This window comes from Aequorivita sp. CIP111184, from assembly GCF_900489465.1.
Classification (GTDB): Bacteria; Bacteroidota; Bacteroidia; order Flavobacteriales; family Flavobacteriaceae; genus Aequorivita.
In genome coordinates this window covers 1-19,346 of record NZ_UEFQ01000020.1, presented here as the reverse complement: position 1 = coordinate 19,346, position 19,346 = coordinate 1, and the positions used below count along the sequence as shown (strand labels likewise).

General features: G+C 38.4%; 12 protein-coding genes, 5 tRNA genes and 1 pseudogene. 17 read left to right on the top strand and 1 reads right to left on the bottom strand.

The window, feature by feature from the left end:
• Nucleotides 1–30 precede the first annotated feature (30 nt).
• From hpf to AEQU1_RS08660, 16 genes are all read left to right on the top strand, one after another.
• The gene (hpf, locus tag AEQU1_RS08735; protein ID WP_111880443.1) at nt 31–333 is read left to right on the top strand and encodes a ribosome hibernation-promoting factor, HPF/YfiA family; all 303 of its coding nucleotides are present in this window, start codon (nt 31–33) and stop codon (nt 331–333) included.
• A 113-nt stretch (nt 334–446) separates the two neighbouring features.
• Nucleotides 447–520, top strand: a tRNA-Thr gene (locus tag AEQU1_RS08730).
• 62 nt (nt 521–582) lie between these two features.
• Nucleotides 583–664: transfer RNA gene (locus AEQU1_RS08725), tRNA-Tyr, on the top strand.
• Between the two features lie 75 nt (nt 665–739).
• A tRNA-Gly gene (locus AEQU1_RS08720) sits at nt 740–812 on the top strand.
• Between the two features lie 61 nt (nt 813–873).
• Nucleotides 874–945 (top strand) — tRNA-Thr (locus AEQU1_RS08715).
• A 129-nt stretch (nt 946–1,074) separates the two neighbouring features.
• A complete protein-coding gene (gene tuf, locus AEQU1_RS08710; RefSeq protein WP_111880441.1) occupies nt 1,075–2,262 on the top strand; it encodes an elongation factor Tu in 1,188 nt (395 codons plus the stop codon).
• Between the two features lie 105 nt (nt 2,263–2,367).
• A tRNA-Trp gene (locus tag AEQU1_RS08705) sits at nt 2,368–2,440 on the top strand.
• Between the two features lie 77 nt (nt 2,441–2,517).
• Complete coding sequence (gene secE / locus AEQU1_RS08700; RefSeq protein WP_111880439.1) at nt 2,518–2,706, top strand: preprotein translocase subunit SecE; 189 nt, start codon at nt 2,518–2,520, stop codon at nt 2,704–2,706.
• A 3-nt stretch (nt 2,707–2,709) separates the two neighbouring features.
• On the top strand, nt 2,710–3,264 hold the full coding sequence (gene nusG / locus AEQU1_RS08695) for a transcription termination/antitermination protein NusG (protein ID WP_111880438.1): 555 nt from the start codon (nt 2,710–2,712) through the stop codon (nt 3,262–3,264).
• A gap of 64 nt (nt 3,265–3,328) precedes the next feature.
• Entirely contained in the window at nt 3,329–3,766 is a 438-nt protein-coding gene (rplK, locus tag AEQU1_RS08690; RefSeq protein ID WP_111880436.1) for a 50S ribosomal protein L11, read from the top strand.
• Nucleotides 3,767–3,786: 20 nt separating this feature from the next.
• Nucleotides 3,787–4,482, top strand: coding sequence for a 50S ribosomal protein L1 (gene rplA / locus AEQU1_RS08685; protein WP_111880434.1), 696 nt, complete (start codon nt 3,787–3,789; stop codon nt 4,480–4,482).
• 12 nt (nt 4,483–4,494) lie between these two features.
• Nucleotides 4,495–5,016 (top strand): 50S ribosomal protein L10, encoded by a 522-nt coding sequence (rplJ, locus tag AEQU1_RS08680; RefSeq protein WP_111880433.1) that lies wholly within the window; start codon nt 4,495–4,497, stop codon nt 5,014–5,016.
• Between the two features lie 58 nt (nt 5,017–5,074).
• Complete coding sequence (gene rplL, locus AEQU1_RS08675) at nt 5,075–5,449, top strand: 50S ribosomal protein L7/L12 (RefSeq protein ID WP_111880431.1); 375 nt, start codon at nt 5,075–5,077, stop codon at nt 5,447–5,449.
• Nucleotides 5,450–5,583: 134 nt separating this feature from the next.
• Nucleotides 5,584–9,396 (top strand): DNA-directed RNA polymerase subunit beta, encoded by a 3,813-nt coding sequence (rpoB, locus tag AEQU1_RS08670; protein ID WP_111880430.1) that lies wholly within the window; start codon nt 5,584–5,586, stop codon nt 9,394–9,396.
• A 93-nt stretch (nt 9,397–9,489) separates the two neighbouring features.
• Nucleotides 9,490–13,788: a DNA-directed RNA polymerase subunit beta' gene (gene rpoC, locus AEQU1_RS08665; protein WP_181566745.1), complete on the top strand. Its 4,299-nt coding sequence runs from the start codon at nt 9,490–9,492 to the stop codon at nt 13,786–13,788.
• A 98-nt stretch (nt 13,789–13,886) separates the two neighbouring features.
• Nucleotides 13,887–14,207, top strand: a complete 321-nt coding sequence (locus AEQU1_RS08660) for a DUF3467 domain-containing protein (protein ID WP_068761376.1) — start codon at nt 13,887–13,889, stop codon at nt 14,205–14,207.
• A gap of 49 nt (nt 14,208–14,256) precedes the next feature.
• On the opposite strand, the gene AEQU1_RS08655 is transcribed toward AEQU1_RS08660, so the two are convergent.
• Entirely contained in the window at nt 14,257–15,858 is a 1,602-nt protein-coding gene (locus AEQU1_RS08655; protein WP_111880427.1) for a peptide chain release factor 3, read from the bottom strand.
• A 446-nt stretch (nt 15,859–16,304) separates the two neighbouring features.
• On the opposite strand from AEQU1_RS08655, the pseudogene AEQU1_RS08650 reads away from it, so the two are divergent.
• Nucleotides 16,305–19,346, top strand: a pseudogene (locus AEQU1_RS08650) (SprB repeat-containing protein); the annotation flags it as partial.

Genomic DNA, 19,346 nt, shown 5'->3' with positions numbered 1-19,346 from the left:
TAGTATATTAACTTTTTAAAATAATATAATATGAAAGTAAACGTGCAGACCCCAAATTTTGCGGCTAAGGATGAGTTATTGGTCTTTGTTGGTAAGAAGTTGTCTAAGCTTGAACAATTTTATGATAAAATAGTTTTTGCAGATGTATTTCTGAAAGTCCAGAAAACCAGCGAGAAAGAAAATAAAATAGTAGAAGTATTGCTGAGTATTCCCGGGGATGATTTAATGGTAAAGAAAGAGGCTAGGACCTTTGAAGAAGCGACAGATGAAGTTGTAAAGACTTTAGAGAGGCAGCTTAAAAAAAGAAAACAGAAACAAAAAGCATATTTGTAGTATAATTTTTTAGAAAAAGTTTTGTAGAAAAAATAATTTCTCTACATTTGCAGTCCGTTAGAAATAGCGGACTTTTTTATGGCTAAAAAATAGCCTTAAAAAGGGATCAAAAAGCCGATGTAGCTCAGCTGGCTAGAGCAGCTGATTTGTAATCAGCAGGTCGTGGGTTCGAGTCCCTCTATCGGCTCTTTAAAATTTTGAAATACACATTTGGAATTTAAGTTTTAATATTTAAATTTTGAATGTCTCGGGGAGATACTCAAGCGGCCAACGAGGGCAGACTGTAAATCTGCTGACTACGTCTTCGCAGGTTCGAATCCTGCTCTCCCCACAATTAATTTTCGCAGCTGCGAAAACGTAGAATTGAAATATTGAAAACCAAGATTCTAAAAATTAGAATCAAAATGCGGGAGTAGCTCAGTTGGTAGAGCGTCAGCCTTCCAAGCTGAATGTCGCCGGTTCGAACCCGGTCTCCCGCTCAAAAACCTGTGAAGGCAGGAATATCTTCCTTTCTTTTAAAGGAAAAAATAAATACTTTACGCCGGTGTAGCTCAGGGGTAGAGCGTTTCCTTGGTAAGGAAGAGGTCATGGGTTCAATTCCCATCATTGGCTCAAGAAAAAATTGTCAGTGCCTAATTTATTTTAGGCAATGGGTATTCCCGAAAAGTCGGGGCCTTCATGACTCGGATTTGATTACAAGTAACACTAATATATTATAACTAAGATTAAAATAAATACAAAATGGCAAAAGCAACATTCGATCGTTCAAAACCACACTTAAATGTTGGTACAATTGGACACGTAGATCACGGTAAAACAACTTTAACAGCTGCAATTACTAAAGTAATGGCGGATGCTGGATATTCTGAAGCACGTTCATTCGATCAGATTGACAACGCGCCAGAGGAAAAAGAAAGAGGTATAACAATCAACTCTTCGCACGTAGAGTACCAAACAGCTAACCGTCACTATGCGCACGTTGACTGTCCTGGTCACGCGGATTACGTAAAAAACATGGTAACTGGTGCTGCCCAAATGGATGGTGCTATTCTTGTGGTTGCTGCAACAGACGGACCAATGCCACAAACTCGTGAGCACATCCTTCTAGGTCGTCAGGTAGGTATTCCACGTATCGTTGTATTTATGAATAAAGTAGATATGGTAGATGATGAGGAGTTATTAGAATTAGTTGAGATGGAAATTCGTGACCTTCTTAGCTTTTATGAATATGATGGTGATAACGGACCTGTAATTCAAGGTTCAGCGCTTGGCGCACTTAACGGTGAAGAAAAATGGGTTAATACAGTTTTGGAATTGATGGAAGCTGTTGATAACTGGATTGAAGAGCCAACTCGTGAAGTTGACAAGCCATTCCTAATGCCTATTGAAGATGTGTTCTCTATTACTGGTCGTGGAACTGTTGCTACAGGTCGTATTGAAACTGGTATCGCAAAAACTGGAGATCCTGTAGAGATCATCGGTATGGGTGCAGAAAAATTAACTTCAACTATTACAGGTATTGAAATGTTCCGTCAAATCCTTGATAGAGGAGAGGCTGGAGATAATGCAGGTATCCTTTTGAGAGGTATTGAAAAATCACAAATCTCTAGAGGTATGGTAATCACTAAGCCAGGATCTGTAACACCACACGCTAAGTTTAAAGCTGAGGTTTATATCCTTAAAAAAGAAGAAGGTGGTCGTCATACACCATTCCATAACAATTACCGTCCACAATTTTACGTTCGTACTACTGACGTAACTGGAACAATTATGCTTCCTGATGGTGTTGAAATGGTTATGCCTGGTGATAACTTAACTATCCATGTTGAGTTGCTTCAAGCAATTGCAATGAACGTAGGTCTTCGTTTCGCTATTCGTGAAGGTGGGCGTACTGTTGGTGCAGGTCAGGTAACTGAGATTTTAGACTAATTATAATATAATTAAAAGCACTGGGTGTCCCGAATTTACTTCGGGATACCTTGGCTTTTATAACGGGTTTAGCGTACTTGAGTTAATGTTGCTAATCCTAAATAAACGGGTTTAGCTCAGTTGGTAGAGCACTGGTCTCCAAAACCAGGTGTCGTGAGTTCGAGTCTCCCAACCCGTGCAAAAAAAATATTTTTCTGAAATGCTTAGCACAAGTCAAGAATTTTCAGAAATATTCAAAATTAATACTGCGACAAAATGGTAAATTATATTTCAGAATCGTATAAAGAACTTAAGAACCACGTTACATGGCCTACTTGGGTAGAGGCGCAGAAGCTTACCGTTATTGTAGCGGTTTTTTCTGTATTGTTAGCTTTGGCAGTTTGGGGAGTAGATACAGTATTCCATTGGGTTGTAGATCAATATTTCATCTGGATCAAATCGTAAGAAATGACCGAAACAACAAGTACAAAAAAGTGGTATGTAGTCCGTTCAGTAAGTGGACAGGAAAATAAGATCAAATCGTATATCGAAACTGAGATAAAACGATTGGAGCTTGAGGATTATATTGATCAGGTGCTCGTACCCACTGAAAAAGTAATACAGATCCGTAACGGAAAAAAAGTAAACAAAGAACGTGTTTACTTTCCAGGTTACATAATGATACAAGCAAACTTAGGTGGTGAAATTCCACACATTATAAAATCCATTAACGGTGTTATTGGGTTTTTAGGTGAAGTTAAAGGAGGAGATCCTGTGCCACTTAGACAATCTGAAGTAAATAGAATGCTAGGTAAGGTAGATGAGCTTTCAGTGAAAGACGATAATGTTAATATACCTTTTATAATTGGCGAAACAGTAAAAGTTATAGATGGTCCGTTTAATGGATTTAACGGTACCGTAGAAAAAATAAATGAAGAAAAACGCAAGCTTGAGGTAATGGTGAAAATATTCGGAAGAAAAACACCATTAGAATTGAGTTATATGCAAGTAGAAAAAGTTTAATTGTTACGCTTAATAGGTTTTTTCAAAGGCTTCCACTTTTGAAGGGCCGCATTAAAAATTAGAAATGGCAAAAGAAATCAGTAAAGTAGTTAAGTTGCAAGTTCGTGGAGGTGCTGCTAACCCATCACCACCAGTTGGACCTGCTCTTGGTGCTGCCGGTGTTAACATCATGGAGTTCTGTAAGCAATTTAATGCTAGAACTCAAGATAAGCAAGGTAAAGTATTGCCAGTAGCGATCACGGTATTTAAAGACAAGTCTTTTGATTTTGTTATTAAAACCCCACCCGCTGCAGTACAAATACTTGAAGCTGCTAAAGCAAAAAAAGGCTCCGGTGAACCACACGCAAAAAAAATAGCCACTATCTCTTGGGACCAAATTAAAACGATCGCGGAAGATAAAATGCCCGATCTTAATGCATTTACCGTAGAGTCTGCTATGAAAATGGTAGCTGGTACTGCACGTTCTATGGGAGTTAAAGTAAAAGGTGACGCACCTTTTTAATCTGAAAAAGAAACTATAAAATGGCACAATTAACTAAAAAGCAAAAGGAAGCTAAACTTAAGGTAGAGGATAGAACCTATACCGTAGCTGAAGCTTCTGCTTTAATAAAAGAAATCACCAGCGTAAAGTTTGATGCTTCCGTTGACCTAGCGATACGTCTTAACGTGGATCCACGTAAAGCGAATCAAATGGTTAGAGGCGTTGTTACCCTTCCGCACGGAACAGGTAAAGACGTAAAAGTATTGGCATTGGTAACTCCAGACAAGGAGGCCGAAGCCAAGGAAGCAGGAGCAGACTACGTAGGTCTTGATGAGTACCTCGACAAAATTAAAGGAGGATGGACAGATGTTGACGTAATTGTAACTATGCCAAGTGTAATGGGTAAATTGGGTCCCTTAGGACGTATATTAGGTCCTCGAGGTCTAATGCCAAACCCAAAAACAGGTACCGTAACTATGGACGTTGCTAAAGCAGTTTCAGATGTAAAAGCTGGTAAAATTGACTTTAAAGTTGACAAAACTGGTATTGTACATGCAGCAATCGGGAAAGCGTCTTTTGATGCTGATAAAATTGCAGGAAACGCAAGAGAATTATTAACAACCCTCGTTAAATTGAAGCCTCAAGCGGCAAAAGGTATTTACATAAAAAGTATTTTTATGTCTAGTACAATGAGCCCGGGTGTTGAAATTGACACTAAAAGGTTTACTGAGCAGTAAAAACTGGAAATTATGACAAGAGAAGAAAAATCACAAGTAATCGAAACGTTGACTGCGCAGTTGTCTGATAATGCTAATATTTATTTGGCAGACATTTCAGGTCTTGATGCAGGGAGCACAACTAACCTTCGTCGTGCTTGTTTTAAGGCAGGTATTCAGTTGGCAGTTGTTAAAAACACATTGCTTAAAAAAGCAATGGATAGTTCAGATAAGGATTTTGGTGAATTAACAGAAATACTTAAAGGAAACACTTCTTTAATGTTCTCTGAAACTGGTAATGCACCAGCCAAAGTAATTAAAGAATTTAGAAGAAAATCTGATAAGCCTCTTTTGAAAGGAGCCTACATCCAAGAGTCAATTTACGTTGGCGACAATCAATTGGATAATTTGGTTGACCTTAAATCTAAAGACGAACTTGTTGGAGAAATTATCGGGTTATTACAATCACCTGCTAAAAATGTTATTTCTGCTCTTAAAAGTGGTGGTAACACAATCGCAGGTCTTGTTAAGACCTTATCCGAAAGAGAAGGATAAAATTTCATTTAGCACTAATTTATTTACATAAACATAATTATTTTTAAAAACGATAGAAATGGCAGATTTGAAAGATTTCGCAGAAAAATTGGTTAACCTAACAGTAAAAGAAGTTAATGAGTTAGCTACAATATTAAAAGACGAGTATGGCATTGAGCCTGCTGCTGCAGCTGTTGCTGTTGCCGCTGGTGGAGGTGCTGCTGCTGAAGCCGCAGAAGAGCAATCAGAATTCACAGTAATGTTGAAAGCTGCTGGTGCTTCTAAACTTGCAGTTGTAAAACTAGTTAAGGAATTAACTGGTGCTGGTCTTAAAGAAGCAAAAGAATTGGTTGATAATGCTCCTTCTCCAATAAAAGAAGGTGTATCTAAAGATGAAGCTGAGGCTTTAAAAGCACAACTAGAAGAAGCTGGAGCTGAGGTTGAGCTTAAGTAAGCTCCTTACGTTCCAAACCCTAAGGTTTAGGTCTTCCGTTTCGACGGAAAGACCTAAACCATTTTGCGTATATAATGGTTAACACCTTTTTTATACGATTTTCATTATTATTTTAATTAAAATTCCGTCCATAGATGTCAGCAACGCAAACTGAAAGATTGAATTTTTCCTCTGTAAAAAATAAGCCGGCTTATCCCGACTTTTTGGACATTCAGATTAAATCCTTTCAGGATTTTTTCCAGTTGGAAACCAAATCAGAAGAAAGAGGCCAAGAAGGATTATATAAAACCTTTTTGGAAAATTTCCCGATTACCGATACCCGCAACCAATTCGTTTTAGAGTTTTTAGACTATTTCGTAGATCCACCAAGATATTCCATTCAGGAATGTATTGAGCGTGGTCTAACCTATAGTGTGCCTCTTAAAGCGCGGTTGAAACTGTACTGTACAGATGCCGAGCACGAAGATTTTGAAACTATCGTGCAAGATGTTTATCTTGGTACAATACCTTACATGACCCCAAGCGGAACTTTCTGCATTAACGGGGCCGAGCGTGTTGTTGTTTCGCAACTTCACCGTTCACCAGGTGTATTCTTTGGCCAGTCGTTCCACGCAAATGGAACTAAACTTTATTCTGCCCGTGTAATTCCTTTCAAAGGTTCATGGATTGAGTTTGCCACAGATATTAACAGTGTAATGTATGCATACATTGACCGTAAGAAAAAGTTACCTGTAACCACACTTTTCCGTGCAATTGGTTTTGAAAGGGATAAGGATATTCTTGAAATATTTGACCTTGCGGAAGAAGTGAAAGCTTCAAAAACAGGACTTAAAAAATACATCGGCCGTAAACTGGCCGCCCGTGTGCTTAAAACTTGGCACGAAGATTTCGTAGATGAAGATACTGGCGAGGTTGTGTCTATTGAGCGTAATGAGATTATTTTAGATCGTGATACTGTTCTTGAAAAAGAACACATTGATGAAGTAATTGACTCTGGTTCAAAAACCATTCTGTTGCACAAAGAGGATAACCTTTTGGCAGATTATGCCATTATCCACAACACTTTGCAAAAAGATCCTACCAACTCTGAAAAAGAAGCGGTAGAACATATATATAGACAACTCCGTAACGCTGAACCGCCTGATGAAGAAACTGCTCGTGGTATTATCCACAAACTTTTCTTTAGCGATCAAAGATATAATCTTGGTGAAGTAGGTCGTTATAGAATGAACAAAAAGCTTGGTCTTGATATCGCAATGGATAAGCAAGTGCTTACCAAAGAAGATATCATTACCATAGTTAAATATTTGATCGAGCTTATCAACTCTAAAGCTGAGATTGATGATATTGACCACCTTAGCAACCGTCGTGTACGTACTGTAGGTGAGCAATTGTCTCAACAGTTTGGTGTGGGTCTTGCCCGTATGGCACGTACCATCCGCGAGCGTATGAACGTTCGTGACAACGAGGTGTTTACACCTATTGATTTGATTAATGCGAAGACTTTATCTTCTGTTATCAACTCTTTCTTTGGTACAAACCAGCTTTCACAATTTATGGATCAAACCAACCCATTGGCAGAGATTACGCATAAGCGTCGTCTTTCAGCTCTTGGACCAGGTGGTCTTTCACGTGAAAGAGCAGGTTTCGAGGTTCGTGACGTTCACTATACACATTACGGAAGATTATGCCCAATTGAAACTCCGGAAGGACCAAACATTGGTTTGATTTCTTCACTTGCGGTTTATGCAAAAGTGAACAATCTTGGTTTTATTGAAACCCCTTACCGTAAAGTTACAGATGGTAAAATCGATTTGAAGCACGAACCAGTTTATCTTTCCGCTGAAGAAGAGGAAGATCAACACATCGCGCAAGCAAACATTCCATTAACAGATAAAGGTGAAATTGATACGGATAAAGTAATTGCCCGTATGGAAGGTGACTTCCCATTGGTTGATCCAACCATATTAAATTACGCCGATGTTGCGCCAAACCAGATAGCATCTATTTCAGCATCGTTGATTCCTTTCTTGGAACACGATGATGCAAACCGTGCACTGATGGGGTCAAACATGATGCGTCAGGCAGTACCTTTATTGATTGCAGATTCACCAATTGTAGGAACTGGTCTTGAAAGACAAGTTGCTTCAGATAGCCGTGTATTGATTAATGCAGAAGGAGACGGTGTGGTAGAATATGTTGATGCAAATGAAATCACTATTAAGTATGACCGTACCGAAAATGAACGTATGGTTAGTTTTGATTCTGACGAAAAAACATATCAACTTGTAAAATTCAGAAAAACAAATCAAGGTACTTCTATTAACTTGAAACCTATTGTTAGCAAAGGTGACCGAGTGAAAAAAGGACAAGTGCTTTGTCAAGGTTACGCTACTGAAAAAGGAGAACTTGCTCTTGGACGAAACATGAAGGTTGCCTTCATGCCTTGGAAAGGTTACAACTTTGAGGATGCAATCGTGATTTCTGAAAAAGTGGTTCGTGAAGATATTTTCACTTCTATCCACATTGACGAATATTCATTGGAAGTTCGAGATACCAAATTAGGTAATGAAGAATTGACCAACGATATTCCAAACGTTTCAGAAGAAGCTACAAAAGATTTAGATGAAGCTGGAATGATCCGTATTGGAGCCGAGGTAAAACCTGGCGATATCCTTATCGGAAAAATCACACCAAAAGGAGAAAGCGATCCAACGCCAGAAGAAAAACTACTTCGCGCCATTTTTGGTGATAAAGCAGGTGATGTGAAGGATGCTTCCCTTAAAGCTTCACCTTCTTTAACAGGTGTAGTAATTGAAAAGAAATTGTTTGCCCGTGCCGTAAAAGATAAACGTAAACGTGCAAAGGATAAAGAAGACATCTCAGAACTTGAGGCAAAATATGAAGCAAAATTTGTTTCGCTTCAAGATGTTTTGGTTGAAAAACTTTTCACTATTGTAGGCGGAAAAACTGCACAAGGTGTTAATAATGATCTTGGCGAAATAGTTTTCCCAAAAGGGAAGAAGTTCACATTAAAAATGCTTCACGCCGTTGACGATTACACCCACTTAACTGGAGGTGTTTGGACGACTGATGATGAAACCAATGTGTTGGTTGCAGATTTAATGCACAACTATAAAATTAAGGAAAACGACCTTCAAGGTAACTTACGTCGTGAGAAATTTACAATTTCTGTTGGAGATGAGCTTCCAGCCGGAATCTTAAAACTCGCTAAGGTTTATATCGCTAAAAAGCGTAAACTAAAAGTAGGTGATAAGATGGCTGGACGTCACGGAAACAAAGGTATTGTTGCACGTATTGTACGTGAGGAAGATATGCCTTTCCTAGAAGACGGAACTCCTGTAGACATCGTGTTGAACCCACTTGGGGTGCCATCGCGTATGAACATTGGGCAGATTTATGAAACGGTTCTTGGATGGGCTGGACAGAAATTAGGTCGCAAATATGCAACCCCAATTTTTGACGGTGCAACCATAGACCAGATCAATGAATTGACTGATGAAGCTGGAATTCCAAGATTTGGACATACTTATCTATTTGATGGTGGAACCGGAAAGCGTTTTGATCAACCTGCAACTGTAGGTATAATCTATATGCTGAAACTGGGCCACATGGTAGATGATAAGATGCACGCACGTTCCATCGGGCCGTACTCACTTATTACGCAACAACCTCTTGGTGGTAAAGCACAATTTGGTGGTCAGCGTTTTGGAGAGATGGAAGTTTGGGCCTTGGAAGCATACGGTGCATCCAGCACACTTAGAGAAATATTGACTGTTAAATCTGATGATGTTATTGGAAGGGCCAAAACCTACGAAGCAATCGTAAAAGGTGAAACCATGCCAGAACCAGGATTACCGGAATCTTTCAACGTACTTATGCACGAATTGAAAGGATTGGGTCTTGACATTAGATTAGAAGAATAGCCGAAAGGCGGTGCCGGTAGGCGCGCGATTAATCGCGCGCCTACAATGGGTACATTGCGTACCCCAAAAAAAAATTAATTTTTTTTCAACATGATGAACAGAAATAAAGAAAACACAGTACAGAAATTTGACAAGATTTCTATTGGTTTGGCTTCCCCTGAATCCATTTTGGCGGAATCACGTGGTGAAGTTTTAAAACCCGAAACAATAAACTACCGTACGCACAAACCAGAGCGTGACGGTCTTTTCTGTGAGCGCATTTTTGGTCCGGTAAAGGATTACGAATGTGCCTGTGGTAAATATAAAAGAATCCGCTACAAAGGTATTGTTTGTGACCGTTGTGGTGTGGAAGTAACGGAGAAAAAAGTACGTCGTGACCGTGTGGGGCATATCAATTTGGTAGTTCCTGTGGCACACATTTGGTACTTCCGTAGTCTTCCAAACAAGATTGGTTACCTTTTGGGGTTGCCTTCCAAGAAATTGGATATGATAATTTACTACGAGCGTTATGTAGTAATTCAGCCAGGTATTGCAAAGTACGAAGGTGGTGAAAACGTTAAGAAAATGGACTTCCTTACTGAAGAGGAATATCTTGCAATTCTTGATTCAATTCCACAGGAAAACCAATATTTGGATGAAAGCGATCCAAACAAATTCATCGCGAAGATGGGTGCAGAGTGTTTAATTGATCTTTTACAAAGAATCAATTTGGACACCCTTTCATACAACCTTCGTCATAAAGCAAACAACGAAACTTCAAAGCAACGTAAAACAGAAGCCTTGAAACGTCTTCAAGTTGTGGAAGCACTTCGTGATTCAAACAAAAACCGCGAGAACAAAGCCGAGTGGATGATTATGAAAGTAGTTCCGGTTATTCCACCAGAATTACGTCCATTGGTGCCGCTTGATGGTGGCCGTTTCGCAACTTCAGATTTGAACGATTTATACCGTCGTGTAATTATACGTAATAACCGTTTGAAGCGATTGATGGAGATTAAAGCTCCAGAAGTTATTCTTCGTAACGAAAAACGTATGCTTCAGGAATCAGTAGATTCATTGTTTGATAACACACGTAAATCTTCCGCAGTAAAAACTGATAGCAACCGTCCGTTGAAATCCCTTTCAGATTCATTAAAAGGTAAACAAGGTCGTTTCCGTCAAAACTTGCTTGGTAAGCGTGTGGATTATTCGGCTCGTTCGGTAATCGTTGTTGGACCGGAATTGAAATTGTTCGAATGCGGTATTCCAAAAGATATGGCTGCCGAACTTTACAAACCTTTCGTAATCCGTAAATTGATTGAAAGAGGAATTGTAAAAACTGTAAAATCTGCAAAGAAAATTATAGATAAGAAAGAGCCAGTAGTTTGGGATATTCTTGAAAATGTATTGAAAGGTCACCCAGTTATGCTTAACCGGGCCCCAACTTTGCACAGATTGGGTATTCAAGCTTTCCAGCCTAAATTAATTGAAGGAAAAGCAATCCAATTGCACCCATTGGTATGTACCGCTTTTAACGCGGATTTTGATGGTGACCAGATGGCTGTTCACCTTCCATTAGGGCCAGAGGCAATTTTGGAATGTCAACTTTTGATGCTTGCTTCACATAACATTTTGAACCCTGCAAACGGTTCGCCGGTTGCTGTTCCTTCTCAGGATATGGTTTTGGGTCTGTACTATATGACCAAACTTAGAAAGTCTACTGCAGATGTAAAAGTGAAAGGTGAAGGACTAACTTTTTATTCAGCTGAAGAAGCTATTATCGCCTACAATGAAGGGATGGTAGACTTGAATGCTGAAATAAGAATTCGTACTACAGACTTTAACGATAAACGTGAACTGGTAAAACAAATCATAACCACAACTTTAGGAAGAGTAATCTTTAACGAGAAAGTTCCTGAAGCTGCTGGATACATCAACGAAGTTTTGACTAAAAAGTCACTTCGTGATATTATTGGTGGAATTTTGAAGGTAACTTCAGTTCCTGTTACTGCAGCTTTCCTTGATGAAATTAAAACCCTTGGTTATAAATTCGCTTTTGAAGGCGGATTGTCTTTCAGTCTTGGTGATATTATTATCCCTGCTGAAAAACAAAGTATGATTGACAGTGCCAACACCCAAGTGGATGGTATTATCAACAGCTACAACATGGGTCTTATTACAAACAACGAACGTTACAACCAAGTAATTGATATTTGGACTGCAACCAACGCTGAACTTACGGAGCTTTCTATGAAACGTATTCGTGAAGATCAGCAAGGTTTCAATTCTGTGTATATGATGCTTGATTCTGGTGCGAGGGGTTCTAAGGAACAAATTCGCCAGTTAACTGGTATGCGTGGATTGATGGCAAAACCTAAAAAATCAAACTCAGGTGGAGGCGAAATTATTGAAAACCCGATTCTTTCTAACTTTAAGGAAGGTCTTTCAATTCTTGAGTACTTTATTTCTACTCACGGTGCGCGTAAAGGTCTTGCGGATACGGCTCTTAAAACAGCAGATGCAGGTTACCTAACACGTCGTTTGGTGGATGTTTCACAAGACGTTATTATTAATATAGAAGATTGTTACACCCTTCGTGGAATTGAAGTTTCGGCTTTAAAGAAAAACGAAGAGATTGTTGAAACACTTCGCGATAGAATTGTTGGGCGTACTGCACTTAACGATGTGGTTAATCCATTGACTAAAGAATTGCTTGTTGCTTCTGGCGAACATATTTACGAAGAAATTGCAGATGCTATTGCAGCATCTCCATTGGAAAGCGTAGAAGTTCGTTCTGCACTTACGTGTGAGGCAAAACAAGGAATCTGTTCACAATGTTACGGACGTAACCTTGCTACCAATAAAATGGTTCAGCGTGGTGAAGCTGTTGGTGTTGTTGCAGCACAATCAATTGGTGAGCCGGGAACTCAGCTTACACTTCGTACGTTCCACGTGGGAGGTATTGCAGGTAACATTTCCGAAGAGAATAAATTGGTTGTTAAATTTGATGGTAAAGCTGAGATTGAAGATCTTAAAACCGTTAAAGGTGAGGACAATCAAGGAAAAACGGTTGATATTGTTATCTCCCGTACTTCAGAAATTAAACTTACCGATAAGAAAACAGGAATTACACTTAGTACCAACAACATTCCTTACGGTTCAACACTGTATGTGAAAGATGGCGACAGCTTAAATGCTGGAGATATTGTTTGTTCTTGGGATCCATATAACGGTGTAATTATTTCAGAATTTGCTGGAAAGATTAAATACGAGAACATTGTTCAAGGTATGACCTTTCAAGTTGAAATCGATGAGCAAACTGGTTTCCAGGAAAAGGTAATTTCTGAATCAAGAGATAAAAAACGTATTCCAACCCTTCAAATATTAGGGAAGAAAGACGAAGTTATACGAAGCTATAACTTGCCTGTTGGAGCTCACTTGATGGTGGACGATGGCGACAAAATTAAGATTGGTAAAGTACTGGTAAAAATTCCACGTAAATCTGCGAAATCGGGTGATATTACGGGAGGTCTTCCACGTGTTACTGAGCTTTTTGAAGCACGTAACCCTTCAAACCCAGCGGTAGTTAGTGAGATTGACGGTGTAGTTTCTTTCGGAAAAATTAAACGTGGTAATCGCGAAATTATCGTTGAGTCCAAATTGGGCGAATTGAAAAAGTATTTGGTGAAATTAAGTAACCAGATTCTAGTTCAAGAAAATGATTACGTTCGTGCAGGTATGCCACTTTCCGATGGTTCCATTACACCAGAAGACATTCTTCGTATTAAAGGACCTTCAGCAGTACAGCAATATCTTGTGAACGAAGTTCAGGAGGTTTACCGTCTGCAAGGGGTGAAGATTAACGACAAGCATTTTGAAGTTGTTGTTCGTCAAATGATGCGTAAGGTTAGAATCCAAGATCCGGGAGATACTACTTTCCTTGAAGATCAATTAGCTCATAAAGATGATTTCATCGAAGAAAACGACAAAATTTTTGGAATGAAGGTTGTTACAAACGCCGGTGATTCTGAAAACTTGAAAGAAGGTCAGATACTTTCTCCACGTACACTTCGTGATGAAAACTCTTTGTTGAGAAGAAACGATAAAGTACTTGCAGAAGCACGTGATGTGATTACAGCAACGGCTACTCCAGTACTTCAGGGTATTACGAGAGCGTCGTTACAGACTAAATCATTCATCTCTGCGGCTTCCTTCCAGGAAACAACCAAAGTATTGAACGAAGCTGCTGTTGCGGGTAAAGTTGATACCTTGGAAGGCTTGAAAGAGAATGTAATTGTAGGGCATAAAATACCAGCCGGAACAGGTATGCGTAGATATGATACTATAATTGTAGGTTCTAAAGAAGAGCTCGAGGAAATGAACCGCGTAAAGCAAGAAGTAAATTATAATTAATATTGAAAAAGGTGCGTTTTCCAAAACGCACCTTTTCTTTTTAGGCTTATTTTTTAAAATGAAAATACAAGTCTAATATTTAAAATCTAACATATAGAATGGCAGATCAAAAAAAAGAACAACCCAAGCAAGGACAGATAAACATTGAGTTGGATGAAGCTGTGGCACAAGGCATTTATAGCAATTTGGCCATCATCAACCATTCAGTTTCTGAATTTGTAGTGGATTTTGTAACCATTATGCCCGGAATTCCAAAAAGCAAAGTGAAGTCAAGAATTATTTTGACGCCACAGCATGCCAAAAGATTTCTAAAGGCTTTGAATGACAATGTAAAAAGATTTGAAAACGCCCACGGAGAAATTAAGGATTATGAGCAACCGCCTATTCCATTAAACTTCGGCCCAACAGGCGAAGCATAGAAATAAAAAAGCCCTGCATTTGCAGGGCTTTTTTATTTTAAATAATTTTTCAGTTTTTAGCTTTTTCAAACTCACTAACAAAGTGAAACTTAACGTTGGGATATTTTGATTGCGTCATTTGAAGTGTGAATGATGAATCAGCAAAGAATACCAATTGTCCCCGTTTATCTTTCGCCAAAAATTTGGATTTAACTCTTTTGAAATCTGCAAACTCTTCACTTTTAGGATCTTTTGCTTCAACCCAGCAGGCTTTATGTACATTCAGATTCTCATAGCTACATTTAGCACCGTATTCGTGCTCTAATCTATATTGAATAACTTCAAACTGGAGCGCACCCACAGTTCCAATCACTTTCCTTCCGTTGAGCTCCAAAGTAAAAAGTTGAGCCACCCCTTCATCCATCAATTGGTCTATACCCTTTTCAAGCTGTTTGCTCTTCATTGGGTCTGCATTGTTGATGTATTTAAAGTGTTCTGGGGAAAAGCTTGGAACACCTTTATATTGCATTTCTTCACCTTCGGTAAGCGTATCACCAATTTTAAAGTTCCCAGTGTCGTGAAGTCCCACTATATCGCCAGGATATGAGGTGTCCACTATCTGTTTCTTTTCGGCAAAGAAAGCGTTCGGACTAGAGAATTTCAATTTCTTTCCATTGCGTACATGCAGATAGGGTGAGTTTCTTTCAAAAGTTCCGGAAACAATTTTAACGAACGCCAAACGATCACGATGCTTTGGGTCCATATTGGCATGAATTTTAAAGACGAAACCTGAAAATTCCTTTTCGTCCGGCTTCACCAAACGTGTGCTGCTTTCCTTTGGGCGTGGGGTAGGGGCTATTTCAACAAAACAGTCTAATAGCTCTCGCACTCCAAAATTATTAAGAGCAGATCCAAAGAATACAGGCTGAAGTTTCCCGTCCAAATATTCTTGTCGGTCAAAATCTGGATAAACTTCATAGACTAATTCAAGTTCCTCTCGGAGCGTTTTGGCAGGTTTTTCGCCAATCAGTTTTTGCAATTCTGGACTGCTTACGTCTTCAATTTCAATGGTTTCTTCAATATTTTTTCTGCTATCGCCACTAAATAGGTTTACGTTCTTTTCCCAAACATTATATATTCCCTTAAAATCATAACCCATTCCAATTGGGAAACTTAGCGGTGTAACACGTAGATTTAGTTTTTGCTCGATTTCATCCAACAATTCGAAAGCATCTTTTCCTTCACGATCCATTTTATTGATGAAAATAATCATGGGGATGTTTCGCATTCGGCAAACTTCAACTAATTTTTCAGTTTGTTCCTCAACACCTTTCGCCACATCAATAACCACAATCACGCTATCAACAGCAGTTAAAGTTCTAAAAGTATCTTCAGCAAAATCCTTGTGGCCAGGAGTATCGAGAATATTAATTTTTATGCCTTCATATTCAAACGCTAAAACTGAAGTAGCCACAGATATTCCACGTTGACGCTCAATTTCCATAAAATCGCTGGTAGCTCCTTTTTTTATTTTATTGTTTTTAACTGCACCAGCTTCTTGTATTGCCCCTCCAAAGAGTAGCAATTTTTCGGTTAAAGTAGTCTTTCCAGCATCTGGGTGACTAATGATTCCAAAAGTTCTTCGCCGGTTTATTTCTTTTTGTAACGACATTTTTTTTCTATATATATGGGCAAAGATAAAGTTTGTTAGTGGAGTAATATAGCTGGGAGTATCTAAAATAATTATGACTTTATTTTTTTTAATTCTCTCTACTTATAAAACAATTTATCATCTTTGTTACATTGCCTTATATAGCTATATATTGGTAAGTATACTTATCTTTGGTAAAAGACATTAGTTTTTTTCTTACCTAAAATATCTTCAAAAGCCTTATAAACAGTATATATACGTATTAACACGTATGTCTTTTTCCTACAAAAAATACTGTTTTTTCATACAATTTATGTCGTTTGCCGACTATTTTTTACAGTTCAACTAATACTTGTTTATTAGTAATTCCTTAACAGATTTTCCACTGTATATTTGACCTTTAATTGAGATTGTATATTCAATTATTGGATTGTCAAAAGATATCGGTATTAATAAAATTCTAACTTATGTTTAAAATAATTACTAAATTATTTACTTCTGATAAGAGGTTTTTAATAGGTCTCATTTTAATAGCTTGCTTGGGTACAAATGGATATTCTCAAGTAAAAAGTAATGGTGATGGGGGAGAAGTGATATTGCCATATACCCAAGCGTATTTGGATCAATATAATGCTGCTCTGGATAAAAAAGCTGCGGACTACAATGCAACATTCCGCTCTAGATCAAAAGCAGTAGCTTTTAATACTAGTAATAAAGGTCCTAATACTGTAGGTGCATGTAATTTAATAACATGTGGGTCTTTTGAAAAGGACGACGTGGATGGAGGTACATTCCGAACTGCTGTTGGTGGTACCAATGGTCAATACCAAGCTGATGCTAAATATACCTGTTGGAATGATGACGGTACAGTAGATTGGTCGGAAGGACAATATATATCATATTCTACAACAAATGCAAACGTTGTTTATCCTGGAATTATTCAGCCTTCAACATTTGATGGAGGGGGATTTGCTATATTTTCATTTCAAAATGAAGCTATACGGCAAACACTTAACGTTACTCCAAATACAGTTTATACTGTATGTTTTGAGATTGCAGTAATTCCTCGTTATAATACTGTGAATAGTAACAATCAAGGAGGAGCTATAAACGAATATGTTCCAAATTTACAATTTGGTGTTAGAAATGGGGCTGTTCAAATTAGCGACCCACTAACTTATACGCATGCGAATTTAGTTCAACACCCTATTAGTGATTTTCCAGCAAGATTGTCCACATCACCAACTGGCATAAATCAAAACCCAGGTGGATGGACAAATATTAACCCTTATTGGGAAAATAGATGTATTACATTTAAAGCAGGGCCAAGTGCTACAACTGTTGAAGTATTCTATAAAACTGGAAATCCAGGTAGATCAGTTGTTTTAGTTGATGGTTTAAGGTTATCAATAGAAGGTTATGCAAATGCTCCAGTTCTTTCTGTAACTGAGAAGACATATTGCACACCGACACAAGTGCAGCTTAATTCTTTTGTTACATCACCAACTCCTGCTGGTGCTATCCTAAAATGGTCTGCTAATGCAGATTTAAGTAGTCCATTACCAAATAACCCAACGGTAACAACTCCCGGTGTTTGGTACGCATATTATCTAAATTCAGACCCGAATTTGAATTGTACCTCTCCATCGCGAAAGCTTACATTAACAAATACAGATCTAAACTCAAGTTATACAAAGCAAAATGTAACATGTTTTGGACTGGCTAATGGTACTATAGATTTAACTGTTACTGGCGGATCAACGCCATATACTTATGAATGGACTACTAACAACGGAAGTGGATTAAACCCAACATCTCAAGATCAGTCTGGTTTAACTGCTGGCACTTATAATGTAACTGTAACAGATCATAATGGTTGTACAGTTCAAAAAAGTGTAACAATAACCCAGCCTGCAGCTATTCCACCACCTATAAGTACAGGTGATATTACCCAATGTAAGACAAGTCCAATTCAAACTTTGGATGCCAATGATGCTATTACGCCGGTTAATGGACAAACAATCACTTGGTATGACCAGCCAACCAATGGTACTGAAGTACAAGATCCAACATGGAATACTGTTGGCACAATAACTTATTACGCTGAATCTTATGATATTGTAAGTAAATGTTATAGTGTAACTCGTACTCCAGTAAAACTTACAATACTTAACACGCCAATAGCTGACGACCCAGCGGACGTTACTGCTTGCGATGGCTATATCTTGCCTGCCTTGACAAACGGAAACTATTTCACTGGAAGTGGAGGAACAGGAACTCCATTGTCAGTTGGTGCAAGTATTACTAGTACACAGACTATTTATGTTTATGCAGAAACGGGAACCACGCCAAACTGTACTGCAGAGAACAGCTTCTTGGTTACCATCAACGCTACACCAGTAGTTGACGACCCAGCGGATGTTAGTGCTTGTGGTAGCTACACATTACCAGCGCTTACCAACGGAGCTTACTTCGCTAGTAGTGGCGGACAGAACCCAATAGCAGTGGGAACAGTAATAACAGCAACTCAGACAATCTATGTTTATGCTGAAACTGGAACTAATCCGAATTGTTACGCAGAGAATAGCTTTCTGGTTACCATAAACAATTGTGGAATTATTTTAGAAAAGATAGCAAGTCCAAATAATCAGCAAGGATGTACTCCTATTGCTCCTGGAGAAGCTATAACTTATACATTTAATGTTTCAAATCCAGCAGGAAACGCTCCTATAACTAATGTTGAATTAAGAGATTTATTAATTGATCCAACAAATAACCCTTTACCTGGTCCTATTGGTGGAGACACAATAAATCCAGGTGTATTGGATGCTGGAGAAACTTGGGTATATACAGCTTCATATACTGTAACCCAGCCAGACATAATAATTGGTCAAGTTCAAAATACTGCTACAGTAAATGGACAAGTTCAAACAACAGGCGGCTCATATCCAGTTTTAAATTCTGATTCAGTTACAGTAAATCTTTGTCAAAACGCTGCAATGTCGATTGTGAAATCGAGCACAAGTGCAACAGGAGATTGTATTGCTTTTGAAGAAAGTAATACTATAGATTATAAATTTGTAGTAAGTAACAATGGTGATGTAGATATTACAAATGTTGTTATAACTGACCCATTATTTTTGGCTCCAAACCCAGTAGTATCTATTGTATATGTTTCGGGAGATGATGGTGATGGAATTTTAAATATTGGTGAAGATTGGACATATACTGCAACTTATATAATAACACAAAGTGATGTAAATGCAGGTTCTATTGTAAATACGGCAAAGGTAGATGGTAACTCAGTTTTGGGTGCTGTTGATACTGCTACTAGTAATACTGTAACTGTTTTAATCTGCCAATCGGCTAAGATTGCAATCGTTAAGAGTTCTGTTTACGATCCAATCGTAAACGGAGAGTGTACCAGTGAGGTAGGCGATCTTATCGCTTATACTTTCAAGGTAACCAACGAAGGCAACGTAGACCTGGGCAACATCCGCGTAACGGAT

What these genes read in the sequence shown, in the direction of transcription:
- AEQU1_RS08655 (WP_111880427.1), bottom strand. Translation starts at nt 15,858, where the DNA reads ATGTCGTTACAAAAAGAAATAAACCGGCGAAGAACTTTTGGAATCATT.
- nusG (WP_111880438.1), top strand. Translation starts at nt 2,710, where the DNA reads ATGACCGAAACAACAAGTACAAAAAAGTGGTATGTAGTCCGTTCAGTA.
- secE (WP_111880439.1), top strand. Translation starts at nt 2,518, where the DNA reads ATGGTAAATTATATTTCAGAATCGTATAAAGAACTTAAGAACCACGTT.
- rplJ (WP_111880433.1), top strand. Translation starts at nt 4,495, where the DNA reads ATGACAAGAGAAGAAAAATCACAAGTAATCGAAACGTTGACTGCGCAG.
- tuf (WP_111880441.1), top strand. Translation starts at nt 1,075, where the DNA reads ATGGCAAAAGCAACATTCGATCGTTCAAAACCACACTTAAATGTTGGT.
- rplL (WP_111880431.1), top strand. Translation starts at nt 5,075, where the DNA reads ATGGCAGATTTGAAAGATTTCGCAGAAAAATTGGTTAACCTAACAGTA.
- rpoC (WP_181566745.1), top strand. Translation starts at nt 9,490, where the DNA reads ATGAACAGAAATAAAGAAAACACAGTACAGAAATTTGACAAGATTTCT.
- hpf (WP_111880443.1), top strand. Translation starts at nt 31, where the DNA reads ATGAAAGTAAACGTGCAGACCCCAAATTTTGCGGCTAAGGATGAGTTA.
- AEQU1_RS08660 (WP_068761376.1), top strand. Translation starts at nt 13,887, where the DNA reads ATGGCAGATCAAAAAAAAGAACAACCCAAGCAAGGACAGATAAACATT.
- rpoB (WP_111880430.1), top strand. Translation starts at nt 5,584, where the DNA reads ATGTCAGCAACGCAAACTGAAAGATTGAATTTTTCCTCTGTAAAAAAT.
- rplK (WP_111880436.1), top strand. Translation starts at nt 3,329, where the DNA reads ATGGCAAAAGAAATCAGTAAAGTAGTTAAGTTGCAAGTTCGTGGAGGT.
- rplA (WP_111880434.1), top strand. Translation starts at nt 3,787, where the DNA reads ATGGCACAATTAACTAAAAAGCAAAAGGAAGCTAAACTTAAGGTAGAG.